We start from the raw sequence: 22,780 nt of genomic DNA, 5'->3' as shown, positions 1-22,780 counted from the left end.
CTCGATACGCGCAACACCAGAGGTGGTGATGCCCTTCACCCAAACATGGCTTGGCGGGTTTTCAATGAGGTCTCCGGTCCAGTCCCCTGCCCGACTGATAGCGAGACGATACCCAGACTCTTTCGGAGACGGGATATTGGCAAACGCGTGATACTCACCAAATGGTGTGTGACTGATTGCGTTTGAGCTGCCCGGGAAGGGAGTGTCGCCATAATCGAACTTTGCCAAGACAGCATGGTTAGAGGGCTTCACCACGTCCACTTTGACACGCTTCAACGACAGCCATGGTGAGACGATGGACAGTGTGATGAGGCAGAGCATCCAGAATGCTGGGGTTTCCATTAGAATGCCACCAGTATCCTGCGTGATAGAAACAGTCTGTGCCCAAAACAAGCCAAGCACTGTCCAACCAACAAAACGGTGCACCTTCTCAAAGGTGTTATGATGGCGCGCGCGGAAACCTCCTTGTGCCGTGACGATCAGCAGGACCATCAACGAGACCATCGCCCCGCTGAGAGCTAGCGTTTGGTCTGATGGAAGCGCAGCTCCTTCAATGCGGTTCGCCACCATGGCGTAAAGCAGGAAGCCAAACCAGATTGTGCCGGACACTGTGCTGCTGGAATGAAGGCCACCGAAATGAAACACTTTGCCTGCACCCCAACGAAGCCAGAGCGGCCAGCTGGTTGGAATGCGGGTTGCCATCCAGAACAAGGCGTTAACCACCCGTTGCTGCCGGATCAGGATGCCAAGAGACAGGTTGATCAGCGCCATATCTGCAATAGCACCAAGAGCAAAGCCACTTTCGGCAAACCAGCGTCCCTCCTGTAAACCAGCGATGAAGACTGCGATGTTAACCACGGCGACCAGCATCACCAGTCGGTTGTATTCCATCAAGGATGGATGGCGCGTAATACGTCGCCAGTTGTAACTGCGTGTTTCGGCAGTTGTTGCTTCAATAGTCATTAATTTAACTCCACACCCTGAGCGTCAATATGGTCTTGTGCCAGCTTCAAAAGCAGGCGCTTGTCCAACTTCCCGCGTGGTGTGCGAGGCAACTCATCCATGGAAAGGATCAGTGTTGGACTACAATAATAAGGAAGTTTGTCTTTCACGGACTGGGCCGCAGTGTTGGTGCACACATTTGCCGGACTGATGAAGGCGACCAGATTACGGCTGTCGAACTTGAGCGTGACCGCCTGATCACAGCCTTCCGTTGCTTCCAATGTGTTGGAAACGCCATCCAGTTCGACACGGAAACCGCGGATTTTCACCAGATCATCAACCCGCCCAAAGTGCTCCAGCTCACCTGTGTTGGTCCAGCGACCAAGGTCTTTGGTACGGAACATCATGTGACCGGGACGGAATGGGTCAGGTCGATAACGGTCAAGCGTAAGCTCGGGATTGGCAAGGTATCCAGCAGTCACACAATCACCACCAGCCCACATTTCGCCCTTCTCGCCAATGGCAACGGGGCGCAAGTTTTCATCCAGAACATAAACTGTATTGTTGGGTGTCGGACGCCCAATGGAGAGGATTTCCTTTCCCGGATAATGCGGTTCGGCTGTGTTGATGATGGTGGTTTCTGTTGGGCCACAAGAATTGTAGAAGCGACAGAAACTACTCCAAGCGTCTGCAAGAGGTCTTGGGCAGGGTTCTCCCGCAACAGCAGCAGTTTGCACCTGCTGGCAACGGCTGTGGTCAAGTGAGTTCAGGATTGACGGTGTTGCAATCAGCACGTCCACCTTTTCGGCTGTTTCCTGAATGCTTTTGCCGCGAATAACCAGCGTAGCGCCGTTTGAAACAGCGCCAAGAGTTTCCCAAGCCGCCATATCAAATGCGATTGAAAGAATTTGACCCACCCGCAACCCCGGACGCATGCCAAGGTCACCGGGGCTGGTTTGCAAAATGTTGCATAGGTTCTTGTGGGTGACCTGGACGCCATTCGGGACGCCTGTAGTGCCAGAGGTGAACAGGATCATGCACAGATCGTCCGGCTGTGCTTTATGTTGTTCGCCCTCTAGTGGCGTGGCCGGCAGAGTTTCATCCTCGATCACATCTTCAATCGCGATGAGAGTTTGGCCCTCTGCCACGGGCACCTGATCTTTAAGGCTGCGCAGCGTTAGAATGACTTGGGCACCGGTCACTGCTGCGATGTGGTTCAATGCCTTTTCAGGAGCGACGCCCACATGCTGTGGAATATAGGCAGCACCTACGCGAAGAGCCGCGACAATGCCGACCAGCATTGGAATGGAACGGTGCAGGTACAGGCAAACGGCGTCCCCTCTCTTTACGCCGTGCTGTGCCAAGGTGTGAGTGAGCCGGTTCGCGGCGTCATTCAGCTCACCGTAGCTGATCTCCTGATCTTGATACTCAGCTGCGACGGCATTTGGCTGCGCAGTCATAAAGTGGTTCATTGCGGAAATGATAGTTGGAAAACGTGGAGCGGTTTCTGGTCCCCATCCAAAATCCAGAAAACGTTCCTGATCAAAATCGCTCAATGCCGACAGAAGTGGATTGCGTGGCGCAACTCCTGTCAGTTTTGGCATGGCCGGAAACACTGGCCGAATGTCATTTAGATAATCTGCAGCAATATCCCGCATGGCGAGTCCCTCTTATGGTGATAATCACTCATTCTAAGTAATGGGAAAAATTCCCATTTGAGTATAACAAGTGTTCAACAAGCAGTAACGAATTCGTAGGATGAAAAATTCTGGTGTAATGATTAGAGAACTGGACAGCACAGGAAACGGAAATGAGTCCCGAGCAAACAGACCCTTTTGAGACCGCCCTCACAGCGCTTCTTGCCCCATTGGCAAAAGCGATGGTGGCGCGTGGCGTCACAATCGGGCCAGCGACCGAGGCACTGAAACGGGCCCTGCTCCAGGCCGCTATTGAGGAAAATCCCGGTAAGACAACTGATAGCCGCGTCAGCCTTAAGACTGGCATTCACCGTAAGGATGTCAAACGGTTACGATCTGATGAAAACGGCAGTTCTCTCAAGAAATCCGTCAATGCGACGGCCCTTGCAATCAGTTATTGGGCAACGGCTCCAGAGTTTCAAAGTGCAGAAGGAACGCCCCGGAATTTGCCGCGACAAGGCAGCGAAAAGGAGCCTGGTTTTGACGAGCTGGTTCGCCTCACACGCGCTGATATGGCGCCGGGAACCGTTCTTGAGGCTCTCATTGAGCAAGGTGTCGTTACGGAATTAGATGACGGATTTTATCGTTTATTGACTCACGCCCTTTTGCCAGCACCTGGAAGTGCCGAACAAGTCGCCGCCTATCAGGCGACACTTTCGACGCACCTTTCGGCCGCTACCCACAACTTAATTGCCCCTCAGGGAGAAGCTCTCAATTTTGATCGAATCCTGCGTTATTCGCATTTGTCAGAGGAGTCAGTGGAGACTCTGAACAGGTTGACGCAAGAGAAGGCCCAGATGCTTTTGGAAGAAGTCAACGCTCTGGCACGGGAGATGCAAATGAATGATGCGGAACAGACCGCCAATGGCCGTTTTGCCTTTGGGGCCTACGTCCTTCCAAAAAAAAAGCCGAAATCAGATGAGGCTGCTGCGTAATGGTTTGGAGGCACACACTTTCCGCTTTAATAGCATCCACTTTTCTGATCGCTCCAGCAGCAGGCCACGCAGAAGAAGAGCGTGAAGGCGGTATTTTGGGGACAGGCATTGTCGGCACGATTACGCGTCTCGGCAGCATTATCGTAAATGATCAACGCATCACCTTCCCTCCAGATCTGCCAGTCAAGAATGAGCTTGGCCCTCTGACGGCCTCGCAATTGGTACCGGGAGACACGGTTGCCGTTGTTGCTGCTCTGACTGGCTCAAACTGGGAAGCGAAGAGTATCCGCAGAATTGTGCCGATCATCGGTCCTGTTTCTGAAGTGAAGTCAGATGAGACAGGCAGAACCTTTGAGATTATGGGAACGTTCGTTCACGTACCAGTGGCCATCGCGACCACGGTGAAACAAGGGGACTGGGTAGCGATCAGCGGGCTGTGGCAAGATGAAGATGTGGTTGCAACACGCGTTGAGGTGGTTCCACCCCGCCAGTCCGCAGTCATCATCGGCAGCAACCTTTCTGTTGGCGCAAGCAATGTTCCACAGATCGGTAACACGTTGATTGCAGGCATTATTCCGCGACACGTTCAGTCCGGTGATGTTATCCGTGTCATAGGGATACCTGAAGCTGGCAGTATCCGCGCGACCTCGTTAGAGGCTGGGATCTTCGATGGAAAGGTTGGGCTGGTTCAGGCCGAAGGCTACTTGTCTCCGCCAAACTCAACCGGTCTTTACACCTTGCTTGGCTCCGGCATGGTGGCCTTCACAGACCAGCCAGACATGATCGACGAAACAGCCAAGGTGGTTGTGTGTGGGTATGATGGCGAGCTTGGAAGTGACCCGACCAAGGCAGCAGATCCTGAATTACTGGAGAAGCTTGGCTGTCAGTAGCTGTCTCGGGAACGCGTAATTATTTGAGCTACATCAGGGTGATGCATCGCATTATTTCGGCAATATAAAGAAAACCCCGGAACGTTCCTCACGTTCCGGGGTTTATCGTTTTTATCAAGAAACCAAACTAGCTGATTTTACCCAGTAGGTTGTTCATGGAACTCTTCGCATCACCGTAGTACATGCGGGAGTTCTCTTTGTAGAACAGCGGGTTCTCGATACCGGAGTAACCAGTACCCTGACCACGTTTGGAGATGAACACGTGCTTGGCTTTCCAAACTTCCAGAACTGGCATGCCTGCGATTGGTGAGTTTGGATCTTCCTGAGCAGCCGGGTTCACGATGTCGTTGGCGCCAATGATGATGACAACATCCGTATCAGGGAAGTCATCGTTGATCTCATCCATTTCCAGAACGATATCGTAAGGCACTTTTGCTTCAGCGAGCAGCACGTTCATGTGGCCTGGCAGACGGCCTGCAACCGGGTGGATTGCGAAGCGGACGTTTTTGCCTTTGGCACGCAGACGTTTGGTCAGCTCAGAAACAGACTGCTGCGCTTGTGCAACGGCCATGCCGTAACCTGGTACAATCACAACGCTATCTGCATCATTGAGTGTCTCGGCTACGAAGTCCGTATCAGTTGCAACCATCTCGCCTTCGATTTCTTGCGCTGGACCAGTCGTAGTGCCAAAGCCGCCAAGAATAACGGAGACGAAGTGACGGTTCATCGCCTTACACATGATGTAAGAGAGGATCGCACCGGAAGAACCAACCAGAGCTCCAGTCACGATCAGCAGATCGTTGCCAAGCAAGAAACCTGTCGCCGCTGCAGCCCAACCGGAGTAGGAGTTCAGCATGGAAACAACAACGGGCATGTCCGCGCCGCCGATAGCCATAACCATGTGCCAACCGATGAAGAAGGCGATCAGGGTCATCAGGTAGAGCGTCCAGGAACCTGCGTGGTTCATGTACATGAACATCAGGATCACTGCGAGAACGAGCAAGCCTGCGTTGAGAGCATGACGCCCCGGCAGCAGAAGTGCCTTACCGCCGATCTTTCCAGCAAGCTTGCCGTAAGCGACAATGGAGCCGGTGAAGGTGATTGCACCGATGAAGACGCCGATGAAGATTTCAGCTTCATGGATAACCAGCTCCGCGCCTGCCAAACCTGCTGGTGGAGCGATATCAGAGTTGATGCCGATGAACACTGCTGCCAGACCCACGAAGGAGTGCAGAGCAGCCACAAGCTGCGGCATGCCAGTCATTTCAACGCGTTGAGCCACAATCACGCCGGCAGTGGAGCCAACGGTTACAGTCACAAGCAACATGATCAAAACGGCTGGGCTTGTAAGATCAACACCAGGGCCAAATACTGTTGCAAGAACAGCCAGTGCCATACCGACGATGCCAAACCAAACAGCGCGTTTTGCGCTTTCCTGATTGGACAGACCGCCCAGAGACAGGATGAAGAGTACGGTTGCCGCAATATAAGCGGCGGTTTGAAGTCCAATAGACATAATGCTTCCCTCCCCCGCTTAAGACTTGTTGAACATCTGGAGCATACGGCGCGTGACCATAAACCCGCCGACGATGTTGACCGATGCAATCAGCACCGAGATGCCGGCGAGGAACCAGACGATCCAGCTGCCAGAGCCAAGCTGCAACACGGCGCCCAGAATGATGATGCCGGAGATTGCGTTGGTAACAGCCATAAGCGGTGTATGCAGGGAGTGAGCCACACCCCAGATGACCTGGAAGCCAACAAACACTGCGAGGACAAACACGATGAAGTGTTGCATAAAGCTTTCAGGGGCATAGGCACCTATCAACGCCATAACAGCACCACCGCCAATCAGAAGACCGAGCTGTTTGCGACCGGCAGCTTTGGCAGCCGCAGCCTCTTCAACCGCGAGTTCCTCAGGGGTTTTCTCAGGTGCCTTTGGCTTTTGGGCAGCGATTGCAGCAATCTTCGGCTTAGGCGGCGGGAAGGTGATTTCCCCGTCTTTGGTTGCCGTTGCACCGCGGATAACATCGTCTTCCATGTTGATATTGGCCTGACCGTCTTTCTCAGGGGTCAGATCAAACATCATGTGGCGGATGTTGGTCGCGTAAAGTGTGGAGGACTGCGTTGCCATGCGGGATGGGAAGTCAGTGTAGCCGATCACGGTGACGCCGTTGTCGGTTACGATCTTCTCGTCCATCTTGGTCAGTTTACAGTTGCCGCCTTTTTCAGCAGCAAGGTCAACAATCACAGAACCCGGCTTCATGGACTGGACCATGTCTTCGGTCCAGAGCTCAGGCGCATCGCGGCCTGGGATCAGCGCTGTGGTGATGACGATGTCAACATCTGGTGCCAATTCGCGGAATTTCGCCAGCTGCGCTTCGCGGAATTCTGGAGAAGAAACAGAGGCATAGCCGCCAGTGGAGGCGCCGTCCTGCTGCTCTTCCTCAAAGTCCAGATAAACGAACTCAGCGCCCATGGATTCGACCTGCTCAGCCACTTCCGGGCGAACGTCGAACGCAAGGGTGATCGCGCCAAGAGAGGTTGAGGCGCCAATTGCGGCAAGACCAGCAACGCCAGCGCCGATGACGAGCACTTTGGCTGGTGGCACTTTACCGGCAGCGGTGATCTGGCCGGTGAAGAAGCGTGGGAAGTTGTTGCCAGCTTCCATAACAGCGCGGTAACCAGCGATGTTGGCCATGGATGACAGAGCATCCATCTTCTGTGCGCGCGAGATACGCGGCACCATATCCATCGCCAGCACGTTGACCTTTTTATCGGCAAACTGCTGAAGAAGCTCACCATTTTGCGCTGGCCAGAAGAAGCTGATGAGGGTTTGTCCCTCGTGTGTCAGTTCCAGTTCAGACGCTTCGGGCGGACGGACCTTGATAACAATATCTGCGGTTTCCCAGAGCGTTTTTGCATCTGCGATAACCTTTACGCCAGCATCTTTATAATCTGTGTCAGAGAAGTTTGCAGCTTCACCAGCGCCGGATTCAATAGCGCACTCATATCCCAGCTTTTGCAGCTGTTGGGCGCTGTCCGGCGTCAACGCGACCCGACGTTCCCCGTCAAGGACTTCCTTGGCAGCCCCTATGATCATGTTCTAACCTCTTGCCTGTTAAATAGGTTTCCAGCAGAAATCGCTCGTTACCAACTGTTCCAATCGTTTTTTATTCTCGATCCCAGCGTAGGCGCTGGTATCGTTTTTGTGCAATGCACCAAAGGCCCTAAACTTTACCGACTGTCCAAAGGAATCTCTTTGACCAATCTTACTCGCAAGGCAGGTTAAGCTCCTTTGCGTAAACTGCAAGTCTCTCCTAAAAACTTCGAAAATCCCTTCATCTTTAAAAGGGAGCCCGTTCAAATCCCAGTAGGGTAAAGCCCTATCTGAACGACAGTTGATCACCTTTACCCAAGTGTTTGAGTTCAAACTAAAGAACGAGGTGGATAAGTGAAATTGAATGAATCTCAATATAGTTCACATATATAAGAGCGAAGGTGAGTATAAACCGCATTTCACGCAGATTATCGGGGTTTATACTTGCATTTGCTCTTAGACCGCGCAGAGGAAAACTATGCCTAAAGTGGAAGATTAACTGAAATATATTTATGTCTCAGTCTGAAGTTACAGGTAGATATACCAGCTTATCACTTTGGCGCATGTGACAACCTGACATAGAAGCTGCCCCTTCACCCATTCACGAAAGCCACTTTCCGCCTTTGCGTTATTCTGTGCGTTTCTTTGCGCGATTTTGCGTTTTTATGCGTTGCTATGTGAAATCCAGCTGAAATAGGTCTTCAGGAAGGTGGCGTACCACTCCACCACGGTAGGTTCTCACCGCTGTACCCTGACAGGCCACACTTTGCTGATGATTGTTCTTTGCATACGTGCTAAGGGCGCCCTTCACCAAATTAAAAGACCAACGCTACGGCGCTTCACCGCATGGGCATAAGTTGGCTTGCTGAGGGGCATAAGACAAATCAGATGATGGATGCTTTACGGTACATCGGATTAATCGTGATTTTCGCTGGAACTATCTACTCGTTTCACAAGATCCGGCAGAGGCCAGAATACGAAGAGCTGAGAAAGCGCAATCTCGCGCGCAATCTGAATTTCATCTTCCTGCTGCCCGCATTTTGGTACAAGAAGGAGCCTGCACTGAAGCCAGCCTATGTGAAACTGGCTAAGATTGGTCTTGTTCATGCGTTTGGCGCCCTGTTCGGGATATTGGGCTATTTTTATCTTCTGGATTTCATTTACTTCTATATGACTGGCCGATTACCCTTATAATCTCTGATCTGAGAAAGAACTAATCCCCCTCCTCCAAGCACGTGGCATTCTGTTTGAACGGAATGTGTTCGAAGAATAAGCTCTCAGAGATAACTGGGTGCAGGGAGAAAACCAAGGTATGGACGCCGCGCTCTATATTGGCATCTTCCTGATCTGTATCGGCAGTCTTTAGGCTACTTTCCTTACCCTCCTTGAACTTCACGTGGATGGCCGCTTATAGATCTCAGAGAGAAAGACCATGTCCCCCTCTCCGTTATCTATGTCACTCTGATCAGGCAGCGACTGCGGCTGTTATGAGGATTTCTACTTTGAGGCTGTCTAGGGCGAGTTTGCATTCGCCGCAGGCGCGGGCCGGTGGGTTTTCCGGGTCAACCCATGCGTCCCAGACGGAGTTCATCTCAGCAAAATCGGCAACATCATTCAGCCAGATGGTGGCTTGCAGGATGCGGGACTTGTTGGAACCAGCGTCTTCCAGCAGTTTTTCAATGTTGGCCAGAATGGCGTGGGTCTGGTCAGCTGCGGTTTTGCCGTTGGTGTCGACCTGACCGGAAAGATGCACGATGCCGTTGTAAACGACGATCTGGCTCATGCGCGGGCCTTTGCCCAGGCGAGTAATATCAGACATGGGGGACTTCCTATGCTTTATGTAAATCGGTTTGGTGAAAGCGCTGCCACGATTTCCTCCGGGAGTTCCGAAGGACGGTTGAGGCAGAGATCTACGGTGAGACGGGAGAGCGCCGGACTGGTTTGAATGCCGTAACCACCTTGAGCGGCGAGCCAGAAAAAGCCCTCTGCATCAGAAGCAAACCCCACAACGGGGCTGCGGTCCTCAACAAAGCTGCGAAGGCCTGCCCAGCTGTGTTCCACACGGGTGACGGAGAAGTTCACGGCATTTTCAAAACGGTACAGGCCTTCGGCGAGCACCATGTCATCTACAAAGGCATCATGAGGCTCTACAGGATCGGCATCCACGGGAGAGACGAGCAGTTTGCCCGCTTCTGGCTTGGCGTAAAAAGGTTCTGCGGCGCCCTCAAACAAAGGCCAGTTGCTGCTGTCGACACCGTCCGGCAAGGGCAGAATTGCTGCGGTCCGGCGTTTTGGGGTCAGGCCAATTGTTTTGATGCCTGCAAGTTCAGCAATCTTATCAGCCCATGCACCTGCGGCATTGATCAGAACAGGCGCACAAAATGTACCTTTTGGCGTGGTCACCTGCCAAAGTCCGTCTTGCCGCTCTATTTGATTGGCAGGTGCTGAAAGGACAATCTCTCCGCTGCGGGATTTGAAGAGGCGGGCATAGCCTTGAAACAGGCGGTCCACGTCAATGTCCAATGCGTTAGGCTCGTAAAGCGCGGAGGAGACTTTTTCCGGGTCGAAGATTGGGACCATGGCAAGGGCTTCTTCAGCGCTGCGCGTCTCCAACCCTTCTGCGTCTTCCTCGTAGGTTTCCAGCTGGTCTTCCTTGCCCTTTTCCGCCAACATCAATAGCCCGCGCCGCGTGAGCACGGACCCCTCGCAAATGCCTTGCGGGTTCATGAGGGTCGGTTCGGATGCTGCGTTTAAGGCGCGGATGACGGCATTGCCGTAGTTGCGGATGAAGATCGCAGCAGAGCGGCCTGTTGAGTGATGGCCGATCACATCTTCCATTTCCAGCACAACGGTTTTTGCGTTCTCTGCCAGTTGAGAGGCTGCACTGATGCCAGCGATACCGCCGCCGATAATCAGGAAATCGCAATGCTGTGCCATGTCAAACCTCACAAAGATAAAAAGCAAGGCTGATATATCTAGTAAAGTGCGCGGCGATGCGAGGAAAAACCGATCTTACGCACTTTTATATTGTTCCCATAACAATGTTTGGACTGCAGATTATCATTTGGTTGAAATGGTTCGAGGTTTTGGTCAGCCAATTTTGAAAGAGCTCAGAACTGCCAAAGAATACGAATCTCTCTCGGGATAAACTGGGAGCTGCTCTGAGATTGTATGTATTTGGTCGACCTATTTGGGTGATTTCGATCGAGAGGTCGGACATTATTTCTGATCGGCTGCCAATGCATGCCAGTCAGTATAGTTAAATGTAAGTTTCTGTCAGATTTAGCATAAGGCCTAGCATTGAAATATAGAGGGCGGTTACTGCAAGCTGCGTTGGATGTAAGTTGATGCTAATATTATTATTACTTAGAAAGTATTAGTAAACCTCACTTTTCATGAAGGTTATGTGACTTGCATCATCTACGTTTCGTTTTATGGGGTGTGTTTCATGAGGCATGACCAATTGTCAGTGCCAACACCTAGATTTGATATTTTGGTTGACCTTTTTGTGAAATTGGTCAGAAATACTGGTAAGGGATGTCGCCGAAGGGAAGATCGGTCTCATTTCGATAAATCGGGAATTCCGTAGCAGGCGTCGTTTGTCTGTGTACTTCAAGGGAGAATTTAGAAGAATGTTCCGCAAGTCTCATTTTATTGGTGCTGTGCTTACATCTGCTCTTATGGTGGGCGCGACCGTTGCAGAAGCGAAGACCCTGAAGGTCAGCCATAACCTGCCGACTGACAACCCGGCACATATCTCTCTGGAGTTCATGGCAAAGCGCGTTAAAGAGCTTTCCGGCGGTGATGTTAAAATGCGCATCTTCGCAAACGCGCAGCTTGGCACACAGCGTGAATCCGTTGAACTGATGCAGAACGGTCTTTTGGACATGGCCCGTTCCAATGCAGCAGAAATGGAAGCCTTTGAAGAGTCATATTCTGCGTTGACCCTCCCATACATCTTTGAGAGCGAAGATCACTATTACAAAGTGCTGACTTCTGATGTTGCTGAAGACGTCTTCATGGCTTCCAAGGACAAAGGCTTTGTTGGTCTGGCATTTATGGTGGACGGTTCCCGCTCGTTCTACGCAAACAAAGCAATCAACAGCCCAGCTGATCTGAAGGGTATGAAGATCCGCGTGCAGCCTTCCCCGTCCGCAATCCAGATGGTTGAACTGCTTGGCGGCGCACCAACCCCAATCTCCTTCGGCGAGCTGTATTCCGCTCTGCAGCAGGGCGTGGTTGATGGTGCTGAAAACAACCCGCAGGCATTGGTTGATGTGCGCCACGGTGAAGTTGCAAAAGTCTACTCCCGTGACGAGCACACCATGATCCCTGGCGTTCTGATGGTCTCCACCAAAGTGTGGGATGGTCTGGAAGCAGATAGCCAGAAAGCGCTGAAAACAGCTGCACGTGAAATGATGGACTTCCACCGCGAGCTTTACAACAAGCAGACCCTTGAAGCGATTGAAGCTGCAAAAACCAAGCTTCAGGTGAAGTTTGTGGAAGTAGAAAAAGCTCCATTCATCAGCGCAGTTCTGCCAATGCATGACGCGCTTGCAGAAAAGTCACCTCAACTGGCTGATCTGGTTGCACGCATCAAAGGCCTTGCAAAATAAGCAAAATACTCTCCGGGCAATGAACTTAAACCCCGTCTCACCTGAGGCGGGGTTTTTGTATGGAAGACTGTGCCGGCTTTAGTCCGGGTCAACCTTGATGCCGAGGCTGTGCAACAGAAGGTGTTGCTGGCTGGCAGAAACAATCATGCCCCGATATCCGCGCAGGCTTGTTAAGAAGAGTGCACCCACATCAGCACCTCGCAAATCCGCGTAGGTCAGGTCAAGATCTTCCGTTTCCGCATCAGAAAGCGTGCTGCGCTTCAGGTCTGCATTGGTCAGGTTCGTGTTGGACAGGTTGCTGCTGGTCAGATCGCAGTCGGTGAGAATGCATTCCTCCAGATCCAGATCAGACAGGGTTGCGTAGTTCAGCTGGCAGTCGGTGAATGTTGCCCGTGTCTTCAACGCACGCTTGCCCGCAACCTTGCCAAAGTCACAGCCCGCAAGTGAGGCGCCCGTCAACCGGGAATTCTGGAAGGTGATGCAGAACATTTGCGAATACGGAAAGATGGTGAGGCGCAGATCGCAGTTGTGAAACTCCACATTACTAAGGTCTGCATGGCGAAAGCACCCGCCTGCCCGTGTGTCGGCATAATAAAAGCTGCAGTTTTCAAACTTCGCCTCACGCAGATCGCAGCTCTTAAAGGTGCAGGCCGGGAACTGGGTGTCTTTCCAGCTGCTTTCACGAAAATCTACGGAATTGAAGTCACCTTCCGGCTCAAAACTACAATTGAGAAACTGCGCATCCCGCAGGTCTTTGCCCTCAAGCCAGGATGCTTCCAGCTCAGCATCTTCAATTGGTCTGCCAGATTCCAAAAGAGCCGAGAATTTTTCATAGGTGAGAGCGGTGGAAGTATCTGAGGAAGTCATGTGAGCACCGTGATGAACGAGGAGACAACCACTGTGCCATGTGCAGTGGGTGCGTTCAATCCGACAGGTTCAATTAAGCAAGAAAAGACCGGCGTCGCCTTTTGAAATATGGAAGGCTAAGCCGGCTAGGCAATAATTTGCAACAATACAGGTGGCTCATTTCCCAAGCAAACAAACCACCAAGCAGCAAACTTAAGGACCGAATTGCGGTTGAAGGTATGCCTTCTGTGCCAAGACTGCCTCCGAAAACCTGTGCTCCCGACGCCTCTTGTTTGCTGAGTTAAATTTACTCAGAATTTTTCGAGGTGACTTGATGCAATTGCACTAATTTTCTGCAGAAAAACATAAAATTCTAAAATAGGGTGGTAACGCGCTGATATATCTAGCGAAAATATCAGATTATTTTCCTCGCCAATATGTCAGATGCATGAAATTGAGGGGGTGGGTTTAGGCCACTGAGGGAAAACCCTGAAGGGATTATATCAGGCCTGCCACGGATAGCGTGAAAGCGTGGTCATCACCAGCCGCACGATCTCTGTTTGCGAGCCAACATCCAGCCGCCGGGACACGTTGGCGATGTGGTTTCGTGCGGTATTGTAAGAAATGCCGAGTTGCTCAGCAGCGTCTCGTGTTGACGCACCATTGGTCAGCGCCTTCACAACCTCAGTTTCCTTCGGGGTGAGATTCAGCAGATGGCTGATCATCTTGTCTGGCACTTCAGCAAAATCGGTCGGATCAAAGATCATCATCAGGCAGTATTTTGGTCTGGCCAAAAATTGCGAGAGATACGCAGGAGCGTCCTTTTGGGTCTCGATAGGCTGGATAAAGACCAGTGTGTTCGGACCAAATTCATTACGGATGATGACCGGAGACGGCAGAGTGTGGGTGTAGATGGACTGCCTGACTGCGCTTTCCAGTGCGCTCGCCTCATCCACTGCCTTGGCAGAGAGCCGCATATAACGCCCAAGTTGTAAGTTGGTGTGCTTGCTCAGCAGCTTTTCTGCGCGCCCGTTCATCACCTGCACGCCGCTGTTTTCATCCACCACCAGAGCGCTGAATGGCATCTGCTCCAGCCAGAACTTGCCCAACGCCTTGGTGGGCGCAACCGCCTCGCGCATGCGACGCTGCAAAGCCAGCTGAAAAGCATTGCGGAAATACGGCTGCAGGAACTTCACTTCCTCATAGAGCTGGTCCTCATCTCTTTCTGACACAGCATAAGGAAGGGAGATGTTGATGTAGGAACACAAACCGTTCTGACGATCGATCATCAGAGTAATAGCGCGATCGATATTGTCGTTGGGCTCAATGAAGTTGCCGACATAATCAGCGTGGATGTCTTCTTTACGGAAATGACGATGCGGGCGGCAGGGCTCTTCAATATCAACCCGCTTTAAAACGGAGGGCAGCGGATTGAGCTGGGCAACGGGCGCAAAGCTGTCGTGGAAGGCCTGCCCCACATTCAAAACCTTGCGATAGTCATAGTGACGGTCTGCCAGGCTTTGCACATTGATGGCAAAGGGAAACTCTGAGTACTTTGTCTGCAGTTGCTTCAACGCATTTTCCAGAGGCTCTTCATTCATGAAGGTCCGGAAGATATCGCTGATACTCTGATCAAGGAGCGGTGTCATAATCTATGGTCTGCAATATGGCTCGAAAGGAGTGGTACAGAGCGGTAATCAAAGATCTCTAATAAAGAAACCGCTTAAGTATTGAGCCGTCAGACGGGTTAAATCAAGTAAGTTGACCGTTTGGTCTAAAAAGAAACTGACGCTGCGATATATCAGCAACAGTGCATAGGTATATATGAGAATATTCTGAATAAAGAGGTGTGCTTGAATACAGGAAAGGCCCGGAAAACCGGGCCTTTGTGGTTTTAGAAGATTGTATTTGGCCGGGTGACAATGCCCCAGTATCTAACGGTAAAGAGGCCAAATGCACCAACCCAGCACAGGGCTGAAAGACCCAGAACCATGAAATAACCCTGCGGATATAGGAGAATACCAAACACCCGCACCGCTGCACTCATGACAATGAGATAGTAGATCGCGATCTCAACCCATGTTGGTTGAAGTGGTCTGCCGGAGTGACCCAGCGCACTGCGTGTCATCATGGCCAGCATCATACCCGCGATGGAACCAACGGTGATCGCGTGGATCGCCAGCACCTGATCCCATGGCGCGTCTAGCAAAGCCCCTGCCCGCAGCAGCAATGCAATTGGCAGCCAGGCGTAGGAAACCGGCAGGATCCAGAGGATCGGTTTGCCCCATGTAATCTGAGGGCGCCACAGGCCCATCTTTACAATGTGCAGTCCGGCAAGCACCAGCAGGCCAACCGCGCGTAGGGTTGCAGCCTCATAGCTCATGCCAAAATAGATGTCGCTGACCAGCAGCAGCACCATGCCAAGACCAATTGCATCTTCAAGGCGCTGGTTGCGCACTGCGCGTTTCACACCGAGGGCATTGTTGGTGAAGAGCGGGATAATGCGCCCACCAATGACGGTTACGAAGATCGCGAAGACATCAACAGCCCAGAGGAACACATCGGCAGAGTCATAACTGATCAGATCCAACGCAATGGCGTGGAACAGACCGTTTGCCACAGCCAGCACCAGCAGCAAAGCCACCGCGAAGTAGTTGCGTTTGTTTTTCGCCTGATACAACGGAATTGCGATGCCAAGAGCGGCAAGAGGCAGGAAGAGAAGATCAAGAATTTGCCCGAGAGACCCAAGTGGTCCACTGCCCACAAACAAGAGCACACGCGCCGCCAGCCATAAGGCAAGCAGCCCGCCCAGAACCAAGCCATTCGGCGTACGCCGGCCCGTCCAGTTTTGAACGGCGGTGTAGAGGAAGCCGATGAGAATGGCGACCGCAAAGCCAAAGATCAGCTCATGAGAATGCCAGAGCACACCTTCAAGTGGGCCATTGATCTCGACAAAACCGATAATGGAGGCAACCCAAAGCGGAACGCTGATCGCTGCATACGCTGCACCAGCAATATAGAACGGACGAAAGCCGAGGGATAAAAATGCTTCCCAGGAGAAAGCTGCGCTCGCTCTGGGATGCTTCGGCATAGTTTGTGTTTGCTGCATTTATCAGATCTCGGTCGGCGAAGGATCTGCCTTCGCTCATTTTCTTATCAAGGCACAGGAAACGCATTCGACCAGAAGGGATGGAGCGATGGTCGAACTTCTCCACTTATCATTCCTTATAAACATGAAACTAATACTCATATTTGTGCAATGTCAAATAATTCTAAAATAGGCGCTCCGGCCGTTTGTACATGACGTTTAAGGCACTGATTTCAGTAGGACGGCGGGCCTGTTCAATCAGTTGCGGGTAAGTTGAAATGTGAGAGGCTCTGCCGGATTTTTGCCTTGTTCTGCCTTGAGTCTGACCATATCGAGCGACGGGACACAGGATTGATTCATTGCACGCATTGCAGGCAGACAGAAACAGCTATGTCATTGCGGGGTCCAACAAGACCTATACGCTGGTGTTTGCGTCCTCTTTAATGGTGCATCTGTTCGCCTACTGGGTGCTGGCCATGTCGCATCTGCCTCGTAGCTTTCGGGGAAGCCCGGTCAAAAGCATTGGCGTCGAACTCATTGGCACTGCTCAGTTTGAGCAACTCATCGCACCGCCAGTCCCACAAGAAACACCAACTGCATCGCTCTCCTCTGCTCCACTGGAACAAGCAGCCCCGCAACCTTTGCCGCCGGCAGTTGTGAGAGAAGAAGTTATCCAAACCCCGCAACCGGTTGTTGCGCAGCACTTTCAGTTGGGCCGTTTGCTGGACGCGCCAGAAAACAAAGAATTGAAAGAGTCGCTGGTTCTGTTTGACCCATCCGACCAGCGCGAGCAGCTGTGCAATCTGGAAGTGATGGAGCAAATCCAGTTATGGAACGAGAGCTTCAACCCGGAACGTGTGGTCGCCTTTGCTTATAAAGACCCGGTGGTCTTCGGTAATTCCGTCAGCGCGGACGGCGCCGCCTTCCGCAGCAAAGGCGACTGGTACCACCTCACCTACAAATGCACCTACAACCCCACCACCAACCTCGTCACCGCTCTGGAGTTCCTGGCAGGTGACGTCATCGCACGGTCAGAGTGGGACGATCATTTTCTGTTTGCGGAGTGAAGGTTATTTTGTGTCGCGAACGGCTCGGACGGCCAGGGAGTAGCCCTGGCTGTGGAAGTCTAGGGCGTAGGTGACGAAGTCCAGATAGTAGTACATGCCTTTCAGCTTCTGGTCTCCAGTGGCGGACCAGAAGTCAGCGTAGTCGGTGAAGGCTGGTGCTGTAAGGTCTGGAAACAGGGCGTGTAGTTCGTCTTTATCAGCGCAGGTGGAATCCAGCAGGCCATAAAGCTCGCGGATTGTTGGCAGACGCCAGCCTTGGCTGTTCTCTGCAAAATGAGAGGCCGCGATGTCTTGCCCTACCTGCATTGGTTCACCGGAACAGCTCTTACTATTGCTTTCCCACGTCATGCCTTCTGCGCAGCGTTTCCATTCCAACGCGAAACCGGTTTGATTGACCAGAGCTCCTTCAAGAGTAAAGCGCTCTTGCAAGGCAGGTTTGTTGCTGCAATCAAGTTGCGCAGCGGCGGGGAAGGCTGACAGGAAGAGGCTGAGAGCGGCACCTGTGGTGAGGACGAAAGGCTTTTTTGTCATTATAAAACATCGCAAAGTGATTTTTGAAAGATCGCGGTGCGTGCATGTTTTATCAAGCAAACCGCAGCGCTATTTCACTTCACTGACGGGAAATAGTGGTGTGTTTATGGCAGCTTGGGTATTTCCATGATTAACCTGTGCGTCCTGCAAAGAAGAACGGATTGGGGCCGCTCTTAATCTCTTAAAAGATGAAGGACGCGTTATGCCGTTGGTTCCCAAAGCTCAACGGGATTGCCTTCCGGATCATGAATTCTGGCAAAGCGACCAATGCCATCCATGGTTTGCTCCTGAGAGATTTCGATACCAGCCTCGCGAAGCTGGTTGAGCATTTTGTCCAGATCCGCCACACGGAAGTTGAGCATGAAGCTGTGGTCTGGCGGAAAATAGTCGGTGTCCTGAGCAAAGGGCGAGAACACGGTGACGCCCTCAGTTGAGACCCAGGGTGGCATCTCCATATTTGTTGGCGCCAGATTAATACCCAGATGTTGCTCGTACCACTGAGCGACAGCTGCAGGATCTTTTGCTCTAAAGAAGATCCCTCCAATTCCTGTAACTTTTTCCATAGTAGTTCCCCCAAATGCTGGCCGCAGAACATACTCCTCAATTGCCTTGAGCTTCGCAAGGCAAAAGCTTCAAGAGCTGATCAGAGGATGATGGTGGTTTGGGTTGATTGGTTTAGATAAACCGGCTCACCAGAACCTGAAGCAAGGCTTGTCAGGTTCTGGTGAGTGAGCAATGGTTGGAATTAAGCCGCGTCCTCTCCCACATCCCACGTTTCTGCTGCACGCAAGGTTGCGGAAAGGTGAATGAGTTTTTCGGTCATGCTCAGGGGCTTTTCTGGCAGGCCGATGCGGCTGGCGGTGCCGAATTCGGTGGCTTGTTCGCGGAACAGGATGCCGAGGACGGTTGGCTCGCCGTCTTTCTCACCAAGCTCTGCCAGAGCGACGGCCAGTGCGTGGTTGGTTTCGTCATGGACCAGTAGGTCTGCTTCGGTCACGCCGTCTTCTTCCAATGAAACGATATCCAGCCCAAACCCGCCGGGTTTCACGCGAATGCCTTTGTCTTTGTTGACGCCAAACACCATGGGCTGACCATGTTCCACGACGATGGTGTGGTCCGGCCCCTGCTTCTTATCTTTCAGGTGATCAAACACACCGTCGTTGAAGATCACACAGTTCTGCAGCACTTCCACGAAGGCGGTGCCGTCAAAGTCGCGTGCCTCTTGCAAAATAGGGCCAAGCACTTTGGCCTGTGTGTCAATGCTGCGAGCGATGAACTTGGAGCCTGCCCCAATGGCAAAGCGAGCCGGGTTGAGTGGCATTTCCACTGTACCGCCCGGAGAACTCGGCGTGCGCATGCCCTTTTGCGAGGTTGGCGAGTACTGGCCTTTGGTCAGGCCGTAAATCTGGTTGTTAAACAGCACGATCTGCATATCAAGATTTCGGCGCAGCGCGTGGAGCAGATGGTTGCCTCCGATGGACAGGCCGTCCCCATCACCCGTGAACACCCACACATCCAGCTCAGGATTAGCAAGCTTTGCACCGGAAGCAATTGCAGGTGCACGTCCATGGATTGTGTGGAAGCCATAGGTTGCCATGTAGTATGGTAAGCGGGAGGAGCAGCCGATGCCGGAAACGCACAGGGTGTCTTCCAGCTTTGCGCCTGTGTCTGCCAGCATCTTGTGCAGGCTTTTCAAAACTGCGTAATCACCGCAGCCCGGGCACCAGCGAACATCGAGAGAACTGGCGAAATCTTTTGGTTTCAGGTCAGTCATGATGAAACTCCCAGCGCATCCTCAATGATTTTGGCGATTTCGCGGACGAGGAATGGACGTCCCTTCACGCAGGAAACGCTCTCAACCGGAACATCCATTTGGCTACGAAGAACCGTTGCCAGTTGGCCGTTATTCATTTCTGGAATGATCACCCGATCAAACCCTGAGAGCAGCTCCTCCAGATTGGGCGGCAAAGGCCAGAGGTGGCGCAGGTGAATGTGGGAGACGGACTTGCCTTCCAGTTCTGCACGGCGGGCTGCCACACGGATTGGACCCCAGCTGGAACCCCAGCCGAGTAAGGCCAACTTGCCGGTGGCCTCTCCAGATTCCACATGTTGCGGCGGAATGCTTTTCGCCATGGCCTCCAGCTTTTGGGCGCGGATCTGGGTCATAAGCTGGTGGTTCTCACCATCATACGAGATGTTGCCACTGCCCGCCTGCTTCTCCAGCCCGCCAATGCGGTGCATCAAGTCAGCAGTGCCCGGCACAGCCCACGGGCGGGCCATGGTGTCGGGATCGTGGTCATAGGGCAGGAAACCCTCTGGATCTGTGGCTTTCTTGACCGGGAATGGAGCATAGGCTGGATCACTGAAGTCCGGTAGTTTCCATGGGGCACTGGCATTGGCAATGTAGCCATCAGTAAGCACCATGAGTGGTGTCATGTGCTTTGTGGCCAGCTTGGCTGCTTCCACGCCCATGTCAAAGCATTCACCCGGATGGGCTGGTGCGATGACAGGCAGCGGTGCATCCCCATTGCGGCCCCAGATGGCCTGAAACAGATCGGACTGCTCCGTCTTAGTTGGCAGGCCAGTGGAAGGACCACCGCGCTGGACGTTGACGATCACCAGCGGCAGCTCTGTCATGATGGCAAGGCCGATGGCTTCCGTCTTCAGTGCTATGCCGGGACCGGAAGAGCCCGTCACGCCCAGATGTCCGGCATAAGAAGCGCCGATAGCTGCGCAGATGGCGGCAATCTCATCTTCCGCCTGAAACGAAATCGCACCCAGCTCCTTCAACTTTGCCACTGTGTGCAGCAGTGGAGAGGCTGGCGTGATTGGGTAGGAGCCGTAAAACAGTTCAAGATTGGCAAGGGTTGCACCGGCATAAAGGCCATAGGCCATGCCCTCGTTGCCATTGATGGACCGATACTCGCCTTCCATTAAGGGAGCTGGCTGAATGCGGTAGCGGGAAACATCCGGCGGCAGATCGCTGACTTCCCCGTAAAGGTGGCCTGCCTGCAGCGCCATGATGTTGGCTTTGGCTACATCCGGTTTTTTGTGGAACTTCTGCTCGATCCAATGCTCAACATCTGCGGTGGAGCGCTCGAATAGCCAAAGCACGAGGCCAAGGGTCCACATGTTCTTACTGCGCCGGGCATCCTTTGCGGAAAGGCCTGTTTCCTTCAGCGCTTTTTCTGTGTTGCTGGTGATCTCCAATGGCAGCACGCGAAAGCTGGAGAGTGACCCATCTTCCAACGGATTGGTGGAAAAACCTGCTTTGGTGATGGCGCGCTCGGTAAAGGCGTCCATATCGATGATCAGCAGACCGTTCTGCTTCACACCTTCCAGATACTTACGCAAGGCTGCCGGGTTCAGCGCCACCAACGCGTCGGTTTCATCACCAAACGTGTCCACCTCGGTGTGGCCGATATTGAGGGAATAGGCTGAGACACCGTAGATCGTTCCGCTTGGGGCGCGTATATCCGCCGGAAAATCCGGGAAGGTTGCAATGTCATTGCCAAATCTGGCAGCACTTTCAGCCAGCCGCGTGCCCGTCATCTGAATGCCGTCGCCCGAGTCTCCGGCAAAGCGGACGCGCACATAGTCGACCTCCGGCTGCTGGGAGACAGGAAGTTCACGCGTTGTTGTGCTGTGTTCCAGTCCGTTCTGCATAATCGGCTCCAAAATACTGGCAGCGGCAGTGGCAGAAATCTCGTCTGTTCTTTTGTCCCTCAGGACATTGCCAATCAGCTGAGCCAGAATACCCACTTCTCTGTGGCTTTTTGTAGCCTGTAATAGCAGGAATGGAGTTGCGACCCGTTAACGCAGCCCGCTGGTAATTGGTCGAACAGCTCTCAGCAGTTGTACCGATCTTGGTGGTTTCGGCCTCATGTTTTCCCCTGTATCCCGTCCATTCTCGTTCTGCACCCTGACAGATTTAAGTTTGGCGTCATTTGCGAGTCATTTGGCGCGATATGGCTTTGAACCGATCCAACTGCATCCCTAGTTTGACAGAGACGAAGAATAACAAGCGAGTTCCAAAAAGACATCTCGCATAAGGTTTCAGGAGTTTCTCATGTCCAACACTATTCTCATCACAGGCGCGTCCTCTGGCATTGGCAAGATCACCGCACAGTCCTTTCACGACAAAGGCTGGAACGTGATCGCAACCATGCGCCAGCCCGAAAAGGAAGAGGAGCTGACGCAGCTTGATAATACTCTTGTGACCCGTCTGGATGTGACGGATGAAGCTTCCATTGAAACGGCTGTTGCTGAGGGCATTGCGCGCTTTGGCAAAATTGACGTGCTGCTCAACAACGCCGGGTATGGCGCTTATGGCCCGCTGGAAGCATTTTCCATGGAGAAAGTACGCCGCCAGTTTGAAACCAACGTCATCGGCCTGATTGCGGTGACAAAAGGTGTCCTGCCCCACCTTCGCGCCAACAAATCCGGTACGATTGTGAACATTTCCTCCATCGGTGGCCAGATGACCTTCCCGCTCGGCGCGCTGTATCACGGCACAAAGTTTGCGGTTGAAGGCATTTCAGAGGCGCTTCACTTTGAACTGGAGGCTGCTGGCATCAAGATGAAGATTGTTGAACCCGGAATGATCAGCACCGATTTCGCCGGTCGTTCTTTCGACTTCACCAATGACGAGAGCATGACGGAATACCAGGGTGTTGTGCAAGCGCTATTCGGTGCCATGAACGGTGGCATGCAACCATCCGAGCCAAGCGTTGTGGCAGACGTCATCTATACTGCTGTCACGGACGGCACCGATACCCTGCGCTATCGCGCTGGGGCAGACGCCGTCCAGTTCCTCGACAACCGCAAAGCACTGGATGATGCAACATTCATTGGCGGACTAAAGGAACAGCTTGGCCTTTAGGGTCTAATTGTACCGTTCCCCCAACAGTACAAATTGAGGGCAGAGGATGCGGTGGTGTCCTCTACTTTTTGTTTGAAGCTTCTGAGACCAGTTGAGGAAGTTGCAGGTCAAGCACAGGAAAGATTGTCGTGGCTCTTAACGGGCAATGCGTGTAGGTTTGCCGCAGTCTTTTTTCTTTAAGTCTTG

General features: G+C 52.6%; 19 protein-coding genes. 6 read left to right on the top strand and 13 right to left on the bottom strand.

Going from position 1 to position 22,780, the window contains the following annotated elements:
- Together PsW74_RS02370 and PsW74_RS02365 are read right to left on the bottom strand one after the other, a co-directional pair.
- Positions 1–963 (bottom strand): hypothetical protein (locus PsW74_RS02370; protein WP_063305811.1); only part of this gene is annotated, 963 nt, incomplete at its 3' end.
- Complete coding sequence (locus tag PsW74_RS02365) at positions 963–2,600, bottom strand: AMP-binding protein (RefSeq protein WP_063287623.1); 1,638 nt, start codon at positions 2,598–2,600, stop codon at positions 963–965. The genes PsW74_RS02370 and PsW74_RS02365, both read right to left, overlap by 1 nt.
- 152 nt (positions 2,601–2,752) lie before the next feature.
- Here PsW74_RS02365 and PsW74_RS02360 point away from each other — a divergent pair, with 152 nt between their 5' ends.
- Together PsW74_RS02360 and PsW74_RS02355 are read left to right on the top strand one after the other, a co-directional pair.
- A complete protein-coding gene (locus PsW74_RS02360) occupies positions 2,753–3,574 on the top strand; it encodes a DUF6502 family protein (protein ID WP_063287624.1) in 822 nt (273 codons plus the stop codon).
- A complete protein-coding gene (locus tag PsW74_RS02355) occupies positions 3,574–4,464 on the top strand; it encodes a DUF5666 domain-containing protein (RefSeq protein ID WP_063287625.1) in 891 nt (296 codons plus the stop codon). Before PsW74_RS02360 ends, PsW74_RS02355 begins: the two co-directional genes overlap by 1 nt.
- A 127-nt stretch (positions 4,465–4,591) precedes the next feature.
- On the opposite strand, the gene PsW74_RS02350 is transcribed toward PsW74_RS02355, so the two are convergent.
- Positions 4,592–5,980: an NAD(P)(+) transhydrogenase (Re/Si-specific) subunit beta gene (locus PsW74_RS02350; RefSeq protein ID WP_063287626.1), complete on the bottom strand. Its 1,389-nt coding sequence runs from the start codon at positions 5,978–5,980 to the stop codon at positions 4,592–4,594.
- A gap of 18 nt (positions 5,981–5,998) precedes the next feature.
- Complete coding sequence (locus PsW74_RS02345; protein WP_057461303.1) at positions 5,999–7,567, bottom strand: Re/Si-specific NAD(P)(+) transhydrogenase subunit alpha; 1,569 nt, start codon at positions 7,565–7,567, stop codon at positions 5,999–6,001.
- An 843-nt stretch (positions 7,568–8,410) separates the two neighbouring features.
- On the opposite strand from PsW74_RS02345, the gene PsW74_RS02335 reads away from it, so the two are divergent.
- A complete protein-coding gene (locus PsW74_RS02335; protein WP_208981801.1) occupies positions 8,411–8,758 on the top strand; it encodes a hypothetical protein in 348 nt (115 codons plus the stop codon).
- Positions 8,759–9,029: 271 nt separating this feature from the next.
- On the opposite strand, the gene PsW74_RS02325 is transcribed toward PsW74_RS02335, so the two are convergent.
- Together PsW74_RS02325 and PsW74_RS02320 are read right to left on the bottom strand one after the other, a co-directional pair.
- A complete protein-coding gene (locus PsW74_RS02325; protein ID WP_063287629.1) occupies positions 9,030–9,383 on the bottom strand; it encodes a RidA family protein in 354 nt (117 codons plus the stop codon).
- A gap of 17 nt (positions 9,384–9,400) precedes the next feature.
- Positions 9,401–10,501, bottom strand: coding sequence for an FAD-binding oxidoreductase (locus PsW74_RS02320; RefSeq protein ID WP_063287630.1), 1,101 nt, complete (start codon positions 10,499–10,501; stop codon positions 9,401–9,403).
- A 695-nt stretch (positions 10,502–11,196) separates the two neighbouring features.
- On the opposite strand from PsW74_RS02320, the gene PsW74_RS02310 reads away from it, so the two are divergent.
- On the top strand, positions 11,197–12,180 hold the full coding sequence (locus tag PsW74_RS02310; RefSeq protein ID WP_063287631.1) for a TRAP transporter substrate-binding protein: 984 nt from the start codon (positions 11,197–11,199) through the stop codon (positions 12,178–12,180).
- Between the two features lie 78 nt (positions 12,181–12,258).
- Here PsW74_RS02310 and PsW74_RS02305 read toward each other — a convergent pair whose 3' ends face one another.
- The 3 genes from PsW74_RS02305 to PsW74_RS02295 all read right to left on the bottom strand — a co-directional run bounded on the left by PsW74_RS02305 (position 12,259) and on the right by PsW74_RS02295 (position 16,135).
- Entirely contained in the window at positions 12,259–13,047 is a 789-nt protein-coding gene (locus tag PsW74_RS02305) for a pentapeptide repeat-containing protein (protein WP_063287632.1), read from the bottom strand.
- A gap of 482 nt (positions 13,048–13,529) precedes the next feature.
- The gene (locus PsW74_RS02300; protein WP_057462401.1) at positions 13,530–14,675 is read right to left on the bottom strand and encodes a helix-turn-helix transcriptional regulator; all 1,146 of its coding nucleotides are present in this window, start codon (positions 14,673–14,675) and stop codon (positions 13,530–13,532) included.
- A gap of 245 nt (positions 14,676–14,920) precedes the next feature.
- The gene (locus PsW74_RS02295; RefSeq protein ID WP_063287633.1) at positions 14,921–16,135 is read right to left on the bottom strand and encodes an NnrS family protein; all 1,215 of its coding nucleotides are present in this window, start codon (positions 16,133–16,135) and stop codon (positions 14,921–14,923) included.
- 338 nt (positions 16,136–16,473) lie between these two features.
- Here PsW74_RS02295 and PsW74_RS02290 point away from each other — a divergent pair, with 338 nt between their 5' ends.
- Complete coding sequence (locus PsW74_RS02290; RefSeq protein ID WP_063287634.1) at positions 16,474–17,181, top strand: DUF930 domain-containing protein; 708 nt, start codon at positions 16,474–16,476, stop codon at positions 17,179–17,181.
- A 3-nt stretch (positions 17,182–17,184) separates the two neighbouring features.
- Here PsW74_RS02290 and PsW74_RS02285 read toward each other — a convergent pair whose 3' ends face one another.
- The 4 genes from PsW74_RS02285 to PsW74_RS02270 form a co-directional block, all read right to left on the bottom strand.
- Positions 17,185–17,712 (bottom strand): DUF1566 domain-containing protein, encoded by a 528-nt coding sequence (locus tag PsW74_RS02285; RefSeq protein ID WP_063287635.1) that lies wholly within the window; start codon positions 17,710–17,712, stop codon positions 17,185–17,187.
- A gap of 200 nt (positions 17,713–17,912) precedes the next feature.
- Complete coding sequence (locus PsW74_RS02280; protein ID WP_063287636.1) at positions 17,913–18,275, bottom strand: VOC family protein; 363 nt, start codon at positions 18,273–18,275, stop codon at positions 17,913–17,915.
- Positions 18,276–18,457: 182 nt separating this feature from the next.
- Positions 18,458–19,486, bottom strand: a complete 1,029-nt coding sequence (locus tag PsW74_RS02275) for a 2-oxoacid:ferredoxin oxidoreductase subunit beta (protein WP_063287637.1) — start codon at positions 19,484–19,486, stop codon at positions 18,458–18,460.
- On the bottom strand, positions 19,483–21,378 hold the full coding sequence (locus PsW74_RS02270) for a 2-oxoacid:acceptor oxidoreductase subunit alpha (protein ID WP_063287728.1): 1,896 nt from the start codon (positions 21,376–21,378) through the stop codon (positions 19,483–19,485). The genes PsW74_RS02275 and PsW74_RS02270 overlap by 4 nt, the downstream gene beginning before the upstream one ends.
- 403 nt (positions 21,379–21,781) lie before the next feature.
- Between PsW74_RS02270 and PsW74_RS02265 the strand changes: the two genes are divergently transcribed.
- Positions 21,782–22,594: an SDR family oxidoreductase gene (locus PsW74_RS02265; protein WP_063287638.1), complete on the top strand. Its 813-nt coding sequence runs from the start codon at positions 21,782–21,784 to the stop codon at positions 22,592–22,594.
- Positions 22,595–22,780 lie beyond the last annotated feature (186 nt).

This window comes from Pseudovibrio sp. W74, from assembly GCF_001623085.1.
Classification (GTDB): domain Bacteria; phylum Pseudomonadota; class Alphaproteobacteria; order Rhizobiales; family Stappiaceae; genus Pseudovibrio.
Note: the sequence above shows the minus strand (reverse complement) of the source record. Positions and strands in the feature narration are given on the sequence as shown.